The sequence below is a fragment of the Frigoribacterium sp. CFBP9029 genome, assembly GCF_034045305.1.
GTDB lineage: Bacteria > Actinomycetota > Actinomycetes > Actinomycetales > Microbacteriaceae > Frigoribacterium.
Map to the genome: position 1 here is coordinate 1 of NZ_JAXCWB010000023.1, position 10,771 is coordinate 10,771.

Here is a 10,771-nt window from a genome sequence, read left to right on the forward strand (position 1 = left end):
CCGAGTCCGACCTTGGTGATCTTCTTACGGGAGAAAGCATTCATGATCAGGTCCTTTTCTGTGATTCCCGGTGGGGATGAAAAGGATTCGCCACCCTCCGGCGAAAGGATTGGACGGGATCGGCGAACACAGAAGACGCTCAGGTTCGCCGATCCCGTCCGAGAGGGCCTACTTCGAGGAGGCGCGGCGCCGGCGGGCGAGCAGCAGCAGCCCGGTGCCGAGTGCGAGCAGCGCGGCACCGACGGGCAGCACGAGCCACGCGTTGTCGGAGCCGGTGAAGGCCAGCGCACCGTCGTCGGTGTCGTCGGCCGCGCCTCCTGAACCGTCGGAGTCGACGCCCGGGTCGCCCGCATCGCCCGTGGGCGTGGGCAGCGGCACGGCCGTGGAGCCGTCGCCCGGCTCGGTCGTCGGCGGCACGGTGGGGTCGACCGGCGGCACCGTCGGGTCGACCGGAGGCGCGCTCGGGTCGACGGGCGGCACGGTCGGCTCGACCGCGGCGGGCACGGAGATCGCGTACATCGTGGTCGATCCCGACACCTCGTTGCCGACGGCCAGCAGCGGCTCGCCGGTGGGCGAGTCGGCGGCCGAGACGAAGGCGAGCCCCTCGGGGCCGAGGTCGCCGGCACGGGTCAGCACGTCGGCGGGGTCGGCGCCGTCGTCGATCTCGTCCTCCGCCGAGACGGAGAGGTCGCGGTTGTTGACGTAGGCGGTGAAGGAGGCGCGGGTCGGCTCGGTCACGTCGTACACGGCGATCCCGCCGACGCGCTCGAAGCCGATGAACGCGTACGTCCGCCCGTCGATCTCGCCCAGGGCGACACCCTCGGGCTCGGGGCCCTTGTCGTCGCTGCGACCGTCGACGCCCGTCGCGGTGTGGTTCGAGTTGAACGACTCGGGAGCGACCTCGGCGAGCAGCTGCTCGAAGGCGTCGCCGGAGTCGAAGACCGACGTGCCGGCGGCGTCGAGGATGCTGAACGACCGGCCGCCGAACGTGTACAGCGTCTCGTAGCAGCTCCGATCGGCCGAGAGGCCGTTGGCCGTCGTGATGTTGAGGCGGCCGAGGCCGGCGTCGGTCAGCAGCGAGGGGTCGATCGAGTCGCAGACCGGGGCGAGTCCAACGTCGCCGAGGTCCTTGACCCGGGCGACCTCGCTGTAGGCGGACCAGTCGCGCGAGTCGCCCTCGTTCGCGGTCACGATGTAGGTGTCGCCGTCGGCCTCGTAGCTGTCGATCGTGTCGGGCATCAGGTAGCCCTGCACCGGCCAGGTGCCGATCGAGATCGCCGGCCCGCCGTCGGCGCCGTCGCGGTCGGAGGGGTCGAACGGGACGACCGAGCGGTCGACGGTGCCGAGCGGGACGACCTCGGTCACGGTCGCCGTGGCGACGTCGACGATCGCGAGGGCGTTGGCCTCCTGCAGCGACACCCACGCGGTGGAGCCGTCGCTCGAGAAGGTCGCGTACTCGGGCTCGAGGTTCTCGGAGACCGGGCGCACGAGCGGGTCCGCGACGGTCACGGTGCCGGCGTCGGCACGACCGCCGAAGATGCGCACGGCGGGGTCGACCGGGGTGGCGCCGTCGGCCTCGAAGGCGTGGAAGTCGGCGGTCCGCACGGCGGTCTGCGCCGGGACGGACACCGTCGCGGGGGCGTCGATCAGGCTGATCGTGCCCTCGGGGTCGACCGTGTAGTCGTCGGCCGGCTCGCCCTCGTTGGCGACGATCAGTCGGGTGCCGTCGGGTGAGAAGGCGACCATGTCGGGCAGGGCGCCGACGCGCACGGCTCCGAGGGCCTCGCCGTCGCCCGCGGCGTCGAAGAAGACGATCCAGCCGGCGGCGGTCTTGGGGCTCGACTCGACGGCGACGGCGCCGAGTCCGTCGGCGCGCACCGACACGGAGTTCGCGACGGCGTCGGCGGGCACCACCGAGCCGTCGGACGACAGCACGCCCGTCGTCTGCAGGTCGAACAGCTTGGTCGGCTCGGCCGGGTCGGCGACGTCGAGCACCTCGACGCGGGCCGCTGCGGCGTTCACGACGAGCAGGCGCTGGTCGGCGGCGTAGTGCGCGACGATCTCGGCGGCGCTCTGGTCGAACACGCCCGTCTCGTAGCTGCCGACGGGTGCCATCGAGAAGGCGTCGGGATCGGCGAACGATGCGATGGGCGCGGCGACGATCGCGGCCGCCGCGGGGTCCGAGGCGGCGGGGCCGACGGCGGCGAGGGCGACGAGGCCGAGACCGGTCAGCCCGGCGGCGCCGGCGAGGGCGGTCCGCCTGGCGCGGGGAGTGGAGGAGGCGCGGGTCGCCGAGGAGGCGCGGATCGCGTCACGGACGCCGGTCGCGTCGTGCGGGGAGGGGCGGCGGGCTGGTCGCATGGGAACGGTCCTTCGTCGGGGGTCGGTCGACCGTACGGACCACAGGTGTTGCGCACGTGAACCGGTGGTTGCGAGCCGGGGTCGACCCGCGCCTCCTGGGCGTTCCGCATCGAGGTGACGCGACGGGGGCGTTCCGAGCCGGACGAGGCCCCTTTCGCGTCACATCGACGAGGGCGCGAGCACCCGGAGCGCGCCCGGCACGACCTCGGCCGTGACGGGCAGCGACCCGATCCGCTCGCCGTCGGCGTACGCCGCGACGTCGTCGGAGTGGATCGTGACGCGTCGCGCCCGGTGCACGTGCACGCGGGGGTCGGCGAGGTGCGTGCCCCGGGCCACCTGCCCGAACAGCCGGAGGAACTGCAGGCGTCCGAGCCGCTCCACCACGAGCACGTCGAGCAGCCCGTCGTCGAGCTCGGCGTCGGGCAGCACGGTGATGCCCCCGCCGAACGACCGGCCGTTGCCGACGCTGACGAGGGTGCCGTCGAGCTGCATGCTCTCGCCGTCGATCTCGAGCCGGTACGAGAGGTGCTGCAGCCGGATCAGCTCGAGGTAGAGGGCGAGGTTGTAGCGACTGCGGCCCCTCGGGCGGCGCATGCGGTTGGCGCGCTCGTTGACGACGGCGTCGAACCCGGCCGACAGCATGCAGGCGAACCAGGTCGTGTCCGCGCCGCGCGAGACCCGGCCGGCGTCGATGACGCGGGCGGGCCGGTCGAGCTGCGAGACGAGGAGGCGCGTGGCCGCATCGCTGTCGTCGTGCGGGATCCCCAGGGCCCGGGCCATGTCGTTGCCGGTGCCCGTCGGGACGAGCCCGAGGGGGACGTCCGTGCCGGCGACGAGGTTCGTGCCGAGGTTCATCATGCCGTCGCCGCCCACGACGATCAGGGCGTCGGGCGAGGTGGCGAGCTGCGTGCGGGCTGCGACGACGAGGTCGTCGAACGACTGCTCGAGCAGCACGGTGACGTCGTGCCCGGCGCGGGTCAGCGCCGAGACCACCGACGAGCCGACGTCGCTCCGCCGACCGAACGACGCCGACGGGTTGACCGCGACGACGAGGCGCAGGGGGGTCGGGCTCATCGTCCGATCATGGCACCCGGCGATGCGGTCCGCGCTCGGCTCGCGCGCGCCTCCCCGGGGTGCTTGGATGTCTTCATGACGACCACGAGCACCGTTCCCGCCCCGAGCATCCGCGAGTCGCCGAACCGCGGTCTCACGCTCGCATTCGGCACGATCGTGCTGCTCCTCGGGGTGGCCGGGTTCCTGGTGCCCGACATGGGCGGCTTCTTCGACACGACCGGGGCGAACCTCCTCGGCATCTGGAACGTCAACCCCGCCCTCGCCGTGATCTGGGTGCTCGCGGGCGCCGCGCTCGTCCTCGGCGGCACGTCGGGCGTCTCGGCCGCCAGGTCGATCGGCGCGATCGTCGGTCTCGTCTTCGTGGTCTTCGGCGTGGTCGGCTTCTTCGTCGAGGGCACCGAGGCGAACTACCTCGCCCTCAACCTGGGCGACCACATCTCGCACCTCGTGGTGGGCGGGCTGCTCGTGCTGACGGCGATCGGCGCCGACCGCCGCCGCTGAGCATCGCGGCCCCCGATCGGGGGCCGCTTACCTGACGTGCGACTGTGAACATTATTCAAGTAGTTCGTTATCCGGATATTGCATTGTCATCGGCGTCGGCGCCACGTATACCTCAGGTAACGGGGAACGCCGCATGACCCAGTCGTGTGATCAGGTGCCTCCTCTTCTCAGTCAGGTGCCTCCATGGCCCGCACGACGTCCCCCCTTCCACTCGCCCGTACGGCGCTGGTGCTCGGCGTCGCCGCTGCTCTCACCGTCGCCGGCGGCCTCGCGGCTCAAGCCGACACGATCATCGACGGCCCGGTCAACCTCCGCACCGCCTCCACCTACGGAGTCCTCGCCGGCTCGACCGTGACGAACACCGGCACGAGCGTGGTGCAGGGGAACGTCGGGCTCAGCCCGGGGACGTCCGTCACCGGCTTCACCGGCGGCCCGGGCGTCATCGTCGGCGGCACCCAGCAGGTCAACAACGGACCCGCCCGTCAGGCCAAGGCCGACCTGGCCACCGCCTACGGCGTGGCCCGCAGCCTCACGCCGCAGGAGAGCAACATCACCCAGCTCGACGGCCGCACGCTGACACCCGGCGTGTACTCCGGTGGCGCCGTCGACCTCGCCGACACCGGCGACCTCGCCTTCACCGGCGCCGCGGACTCCGTCTTCGTCATCCAGGCCGCCAGCACGCTGACCATCGGGTCGGACACGGTCATGACCTTCTCGGGCGGCGCGAGCTCGTGCAACGTCTTCTGGCAGGTGGGCAGCTCGGCGACCCTCGGCAGCGCGGCGCAGTTCCAGGGCACGATCCTGGCCCAGCAGTCGATCACCGCGATCACCGGTGCGACGGTCTCCGGTCGTCTGCTGGCTCAGACCGGCGCCGTCACCCTCGACACCAACACCATCACCGTGCCGCAGAACTGCGCGCCTCCCGGCGAGCCGTCCGTGACGTCCGCTCCGGTCATCACCTCGGGCAACCCCACCGACGGCACCGTCGGCACGCCGTACTCGTTCGAGGTCACGGCGTCGGGCAACCCGGCCCCCACCTTCTCGGTCACCGGCGGCACCCTGCCCGCCGGGCTGACCCTCGACTCCGACACCGGTGTCATCTCGGGCACGCCCACCACCCCCGGCAGCACGACCGTCACCATCACGGCCGACAACGGCGAGGCGCCGGCTGACAGCGTGGACTACGTCGTCGGCATCGACGAGGCCGCGGGCCCGACCCCTGGACCCACACCCGGACCGACGCCCGGCCCCACACCCGGACCGACCCCGGAGCCCACACCCGAGGTCCCGGCTCCGTCCGACTCGCCCACGCCCGGCGTCCCGGCCCCGTCGGACTCGCCCACCCCGGGAGTCCCGGCTCCGTCGGACTCGCCCACGCCTGGTGTGCCCACCCCCTCCGACTCGCCCACCCCTGGTGTGCCGGTTCCGTCGGACTCGCCCACACCGGGTGTGCCCACCCCCTCCGACTCGACCAGCCCCGCGTTCCCGGTCGGCGATCGCTTCGGCGGTGATGACGGCGACTCCGGCAACCTGGCCTTCACCGGTTCCGAGTCGACCGTGCCGCTGACGATCGGCGGTCTCGCACTGCTGGCCGGAATCGGGCTGCTGGTCAGCGCCGTGATCCGCAGACGACGGGCGTTGAGCTCGGAGGGCTGAGCCGCGCCTCCTCGGTAGGACCCCCTGGTTCGGGCGTCGTCGGTTCGGGCCGACGTCGCCCCGGGGTCTCGGGGGGTGAAAGTGACGATCGGCTATTACGCATCCACGCGTAGTAGCCGATCGTCGTGTGCACGGTGCTCGGTGAGTCTCATCACCGCCTTCGCCGACCCTGCGAGACCCCCGGCATCGCCTGACGTTTCGCCGAGGGGCGTAGCCGTCACGCGCCTCCCTCGCTATGGTTAGGGTCACCTAACCGACTCATGGAACGGAGGGGCCCGCGATGTCCGTCGTCATCCCCTTCTCGCAGGCCCTGCGAGAGCGCACCTCGGCGTCGAGCGCCACCGGCGACATCGGCTGCACGTTCATGGCCGATCTGATGACCGGGCGCGGCACCCGCGACGACTACATCGAGATGCTCGCCCAGCACTTCTTCGTGTACGAGGCGCTCGAGACCGTCGCGGCCGGATTCGCCGGCGACGCGGTGGCGGCTCCGTTCCTCTCGCCGGCGCTGACGCGGCTTCCCGCGATCACGGCCGACCTGGCGTTCCTGCTGGGCGACGACTGGCGGTCGCGCATCCGCCCGCTCGACGTCACGAGCGACTACTGCGCGCGCATCCGGTCGGCGTCCGAGTGGGTCGGCGGCTTCATCGCGCACCACTACACGCGCTATCTCGGCGACCTGTCGGGCGGGCAGCTGATCCGCCAGATCATGCAGCGGCGGTTCGGGTTCGACACGAACGGGGTCGGGTTCTTCCTCTTCGCCGAGATCGCCGCACCGAAGCAGTTCAAGTCCACCTACCGCCAGCAGCTCGACGCCGTCGACTGGAGCCCGGAGGCGCGCGAGCGCGTGCTCGACGAGGTCGCAGTCGCCTACGAGTTCAGCACCGAGCTGTTCGTCGCGCTGGCCGCCGCGAAAGCCGCCGCCGCGTAGCGCCGACCGGGGCAGCGTAGCGCCGACCGCGGCTGCGCTCAGGCCTCGTCGCCCGCCTTCTCGGCGGCGTCCGCCGCAGCACGGATCGCGGGCACCCGCGTCGCCTGGCTCATGAACCGCCGCACGTCGAGGTCGACGATGATGTCGGCGGGCCTCAGCGGGCGCGACAGGTACAACCCCTCGAGCGACGTGATGCGGCTGAGCGCCACGTACGTCTGCCCCGCGCTGAACACCCGCGACCCGAGGTCGACGATCGCGCTGTCGTAGGTCTTGCCCTGCGACTTGTGGATGGTCACCGCCCAGGCCAACCGCAACGGGAACTGCGTGAACTCGGCGACGACGTCCTTGCGGAGCTGCTTCGTCGACTGCGAGTAGCTGTAGCTGTACTTCTCCCAGACGGCGGGCTGCACCTCGTGCTCTTCGCCGTCGACCTCGACGAACACGGTGTCGCGCACCTTCGTCACCGTGCCGGTCGTGCCGTTGACCCAGCGCTGGTCGCTGTCGTTGCGGAGGAACATCACCCGCGCACCGCGCTTCAGCTCGAGGGCCTCGTCGGCGGGGAACGACCTGCCGCCGAACTCGCCGCTGACCTCGGCCTTGGCGGTCAGCACCTTGCCGGGCAGCCGCTCGAGCTCGACCTTGTTGATGCGGTTGACGGTGTCGTTGCGGGTCGCGAGCGTGATCGCGTCGGAGTCGGCGGGGACGGGGCGGGCGCCCGCCCCGTTGAGGTGACCGGCGATCTCGGCCGTCACCCGACCGTGCCGCACGGCGTTCAGCATCTCCTTGAAGTCGCCCTCGGTCTGCCGGTGGATGAACGCGAGCTCGTAGATGCGCAGCGACGCGTCGTCCCACACGTGGGCGTCGAAGAACCACATCGAGCGGTAGTTGTCTCGGAAGTACGCGCGCTCTTCGGCGTCGCCCGGCACCGGCGGCAGCTGGTACGGGTCGCCGAACAGCACGACCTGCACCCCGCCGAACGGCTCGGACCTGCGCTGCCGCGCCTGGCGGAGCGACCGGTCGATGGCGTCCATCAGGTCGGCGTTCACCATCGAGACCTCGTCGATCACGAGGGTGTCGATGGTGTTCAGCAGCTTGCGCAGCTCGGGCTTCTGGTCGATGTCGTGGTCGGCGATCAGGCCGATCGACAGACGGAACAGCGAGTGGATCGTCTGCCCGCCGACGTTCAGCGCCGCGACGCCGGTCGGCGCGCAGATGACGACCTGCTTCTCGGTGTTCCATGACAGGTGGTTCAGCAGCGTCGACTTGCCGGTGCCGGCTCGCCCGGTGACGAAGATGTGCTCGCGCGTGTTCTCGATGGCGTCGAACACGGCCTGCTGTTCGGCGGAGAGGGCGACGGGCACGAGCGGACGGGACCTTTCGACGAGGCCCGGAGGGACCGAGGAGGCGCGGGGAGCGGATCCAATCTACCCGCGCCTCCTCGACTCCACGGCGTTCCGTGACCCGCGCCCACCTACACTGTGGGCATGTCTTCTGCTGTGGGGGAGAGGAGACCCGCCTCACGGAATCGGACGTTCGTCGCGATCTGGGGAGGCGCGGCGCTCCTCGTGGTCGTCGCGTTCGTCGTGACCGTCGCCGCCCTGAACGCGACCGTGTACAGCGCCGGCGGCTTCGCCCGCGGCTACATGGACGCCGTCGACCGCGGCGACGTCTCGAGCGCGCTGACCCTCGCCGGCGTCGAGCCCACCGACGATCTCGACGACAGCCTGCTCGAGGTCCCGTCGCTCGGCGGACTCGACGACGTGCGCGAGGTGTCCGAGCTGCCCCTCGGCGACGGCACGCGCACGGTCACCCTCGCCTACACGCTCGACGGCGTCGCGGGCGAGTCGCAGTTCGTGGTGCGCGAGGCGGGCAAGCGGTTCCTGTTCTTCGACCAGTGGAGCTTCGAGCAGAAGCCGACCGCCACGATCGACGTCACCCCGCGCAACGACCCCCGCTTCGAGGTCGACGGGCGCGAGGTCACGACCACGAGCGGCGACGTGACGACGCGCTTCACGGTGCTGGCGCCGTCGCGCTTCGAGCTGTCGCACGACAGCACCTACCTGCACGCCGACCCCGTCGAGGTCAGCGCGTCGGCGGTCGGTTCGACGACGGCCGTCGCGGTCGACGTCGAGCCGCGCGCGTCGTTCGCGGCCGTGCTGCAGAAGCAGCTCGACCGCCAGCTCGACGAGTCGTGCGTCACCCAGAAGGTGCTGCTGCCCGCCGGCTGCCCGTTCGGCCGGCAGGTCGACGACCGGCTGCTCGACGAGCCGGCCTGGTCGATCGTCGAGCACCCGACGGTCGCCGTGGTGCCGTCGTCGACGCCCGGGCAGTGGCTGGTCGACGAGGCGCCGGGCACGGCCCACCTGGTCGTCCAGGCGCAGTCGCTGTTCGACGGCCTCGCCTACACGATCGACGAGGACGTCCCCTTCACCGTCAGCTACGCCATGACGATCGCGCCCGACGACACCCTCAGCTTCCAGTAGCGCAGCGGAGCCAGCCGGGCCCATCGGAGCCGAGAAGGCACCGGAGCCGAGGAGGCGCGGGTCGACAGGAGCGCCCGCGCACGGTCTCGGCCGTCCCGGCTCGACTACAGTCGTCGAGCCGATCACCCCCGTGACGCACCCCTCTTGATGCCCTGGCAATCGACCGTGCGCGGCGCTTCCCCGGTGTCAAGAATACATAGTTCCTGCGAGAATGACAGAAGTCCGTCACTCTCGGGCGATCCGCGACGCCGCAGGGCCCCACCCACTCGAGAGGAGAGGCGCATGTCGCTCCCCTCCGGCGAGTTCCGGGCCTGGGCCGAGTCCGTCGGTCTGCCGACGGCCGCGCTCCCGCTCGCCCGGGCGCTCGGCGTCAGTCGCAGCACCCTGCAGGCGCAGCTGCTGCGCGGTCGGGTGCCCGAGGCGCAGGTCGTCGCCGCGGCCCGCGTGGTCGGCGTCGCGCCTGCCGACGCGCTCACCTCGTTCGACCGCTACGCCGACCTCGCCGGTCGCCCGACCGCCCCGACACCCGCCGAGGTGCTGGCCCAGATCGAGCTCGCCGACGCCCTCGTCGTGCTGCTCGACCGGCAGGCGCCCGGCTCGCGCGACGCACTCGCCGGGGTCCGCGACCAGCGCGACCCGCCCCTCCCCGGCTCCGTCCGCACCTGGATCGACGCCGTCGACCCGGGCGGCCTCCGCGCGACCCTCGCCGAGCGCTGGCGCATCGCGCCGTCGAACGTCTCGGCGGCCATCAACACCCCGAAGCTCCGCCCGTCGCAGCTGATCGAGATCGCCCTCATCGCCGGCACCTCGTGGACGGGCGGGCTCGCCGCCGCAGGTGTTCTCACGCTGGAGGAGGCAGGATGGAGGCGCGGCGCGAGATCCGACGCGCTCACCCGCCTCTCGGACGTCGACCTGAACGACCTGGTCGCCGATCGTCTCGCCGCGGCGCAACGCGAGGCGCGGCGTCTCGCGGCCGACACCGAGCAGGCGCACCGAATCCAAGACACCCTGGGGTGACATGACCATCGCATTCCTCGTGGTCGCCGTGCTGGCGGCCCTGGCCCTCACGCGCCTCCCCGGCGCCATCCGCGGCCGCAACCCGATCGTCGTCGCCTCGGCGTTCACCGTCGCCCTGGCCTTCGCGCTGATCACGCCGCCGGTCTACGAGGCCGTCGACCGCCTCCTGCCGTTCGAGAACGCGACCGACCTGCTCGCCAAGCTGCTGCTCTTCACCGGTCTGCTGCTCGCCGGCACCCAGGTCGCCCGCGCCTACGACGCGCCCCGCACCCTGCGACTCGTCTCGGGGCTGCCCGGAGCGCTCGTCTTCGTGGCGGTGTTCGTCGTCGAGGTGCTGCTCTTCGTCGCGGCCGAGCCGACGGGTCGCGCCGCCGATCTCGCCGTCGACCTCGACCAGGGGGTCGTGCGGCTGTACTCGACGGTCGCCACGGCGTACCCCGCGTACATCTTCGCGCTGCTGCTGCCGCACGTCGTGCGCGGCATCCGCAGCTCGCGCACGAGCGCGCGCGTCACCTCGGCGCTGCTGACGGCCGGTGGCGCGCTGGCGCTGGTCCGCTTCGCGATCGGGCTCGTGACGCTCGGCGTGCCGGGCGCCTACCCGGTCGGGCAGGTGGTCAGCGGCCTCGCCGCCGTGCTCGTGGCGGTGGGTCTCGCGACGGCGTTCTTCGCCCGGATGCTGCGCGGTCGCGCCGCCCGCTGACCCGCGCCGCGCCGCGGCCGCGCCGCGCTGCGGCCGCGCCGCGCTGCG

Annotated in this window: 9 protein-coding genes; 6 read left to right on the forward strand and 3 right to left on the reverse strand. The window is 72.0% G+C overall.

What is annotated here, in order from left to right:
• Nucleotides 1–168: 168 nt before the first annotated feature.
• Nucleotides 169–2,361, reverse strand: coding sequence for a choice-of-anchor I family protein (locus tag SOM11_RS14940; RefSeq protein ID WP_320478538.1), 2,193 nt, complete (start codon nucleotides 2,359–2,361; stop codon nucleotides 169–171).
• Between the two features lie 159 nt (nucleotides 2,362–2,520).
• A complete protein-coding gene (locus SOM11_RS14945) occupies nucleotides 2,521–3,435 on the reverse strand; it encodes a diacylglycerol/lipid kinase family protein (protein ID WP_320478539.1) in 915 nt (304 codons plus the stop codon).
• A 75-nt stretch (nucleotides 3,436–3,510) separates the two neighbouring features.
• Here SOM11_RS14945 and SOM11_RS14950 point away from each other — a divergent pair, with 75 nt between their 5' ends.
• The 3 genes from SOM11_RS14950 (at nucleotide 3,511) to SOM11_RS14960 (ending at nucleotide 6,523) form a co-directional block, all read left to right on the forward strand.
• Nucleotides 3,511–3,936, forward strand: coding sequence for a DUF4383 domain-containing protein (locus SOM11_RS14950; protein ID WP_243216142.1), 426 nt, complete (start codon nucleotides 3,511–3,513; stop codon nucleotides 3,934–3,936).
• Nucleotides 3,937–4,119: 183 nt separating this feature from the next.
• The gene (locus SOM11_RS14955) at nucleotides 4,120–5,592 is read left to right on the forward strand and encodes an ice-binding family protein (RefSeq protein ID WP_320478540.1); all 1,473 of its coding nucleotides are present in this window, start codon (nucleotides 4,120–4,122) and stop codon (nucleotides 5,590–5,592) included.
• Nucleotides 5,593–5,872: 280 nt separating this feature from the next.
• A complete protein-coding gene (locus SOM11_RS14960; protein WP_320478541.1) occupies nucleotides 5,873–6,523 on the forward strand; it encodes a biliverdin-producing heme oxygenase in 651 nt (216 codons plus the stop codon).
• 38 nt (nucleotides 6,524–6,561) lie between these two features.
• Here the strand turns inward: SOM11_RS14960 and SOM11_RS14965 are convergent, their stop codons facing one another.
• Nucleotides 6,562–7,884, reverse strand: coding sequence for an ATP-dependent DNA helicase (locus SOM11_RS14965; protein WP_192061659.1), 1,323 nt, complete (start codon nucleotides 7,882–7,884; stop codon nucleotides 6,562–6,564).
• Nucleotides 7,885–8,007: 123 nt separating this feature from the next.
• Between SOM11_RS14965 and SOM11_RS14970 the strand changes: the two genes are divergently transcribed.
• The 3 genes from SOM11_RS14970 to SOM11_RS14980 all read left to right on the forward strand — a co-directional run bounded on the left by SOM11_RS14970 (nucleotide 8,008) and on the right by SOM11_RS14980 (nucleotide 10,723).
• Complete coding sequence (locus tag SOM11_RS14970) at nucleotides 8,008–9,006, forward strand: hypothetical protein (RefSeq protein WP_192061658.1); 999 nt, start codon at nucleotides 8,008–8,010, stop codon at nucleotides 9,004–9,006.
• Nucleotides 9,007–9,288: 282 nt separating this feature from the next.
• Nucleotides 9,289–10,023, forward strand: a complete 735-nt coding sequence (locus SOM11_RS14975; RefSeq protein ID WP_320478542.1) for a hypothetical protein — start codon at nucleotides 9,289–9,291, stop codon at nucleotides 10,021–10,023.
• 1 nt (nucleotide 10,024) lies between these two features.
• Nucleotides 10,025–10,723, forward strand: coding sequence for a hypothetical protein (locus SOM11_RS14980; RefSeq protein ID WP_192061656.1), 699 nt, complete (start codon nucleotides 10,025–10,027; stop codon nucleotides 10,721–10,723).
• Nucleotides 10,724–10,771: the final 48 nt, after the last annotated feature.

Excerpts from the sequence above, each read along its gene's own strand:
- SOM11_RS14940 (WP_320478538.1), bottom strand. The coding sequence starts at position 2,361 with ATGCGACCAGCCCGCCGCCCCTCCCCGCACGACGCGACCGGCGTCCGT.
- SOM11_RS14980 (WP_192061656.1), top strand. The coding sequence starts at position 10,025 with ATGACCATCGCATTCCTCGTGGTCGCCGTGCTGGCGGCCCTGGCCCTC.
- SOM11_RS14970 (WP_192061658.1), top strand. The coding sequence starts at position 8,008 with ATGTCTTCTGCTGTGGGGGAGAGGAGACCCGCCTCACGGAATCGGACG.
- SOM11_RS14960 (WP_320478541.1), top strand. The coding sequence starts at position 5,873 with ATGTCCGTCGTCATCCCCTTCTCGCAGGCCCTGCGAGAGCGCACCTCG.
- SOM11_RS14950 (WP_243216142.1), top strand. The coding sequence starts at position 3,511 with ATGACGACCACGAGCACCGTTCCCGCCCCGAGCATCCGCGAGTCGCCG.
- SOM11_RS14975 (WP_320478542.1), top strand. The coding sequence starts at position 9,289 with ATGTCGCTCCCCTCCGGCGAGTTCCGGGCCTGGGCCGAGTCCGTCGGT.
- SOM11_RS14955 (WP_320478540.1), top strand. The coding sequence starts at position 4,120 with ATGGCCCGCACGACGTCCCCCCTTCCACTCGCCCGTACGGCGCTGGTG.
- SOM11_RS14945 (WP_320478539.1), bottom strand. The coding sequence starts at position 3,435 with ATGAGCCCGACCCCCCTGCGCCTCGTCGTCGCGGTCAACCCGTCGGCG.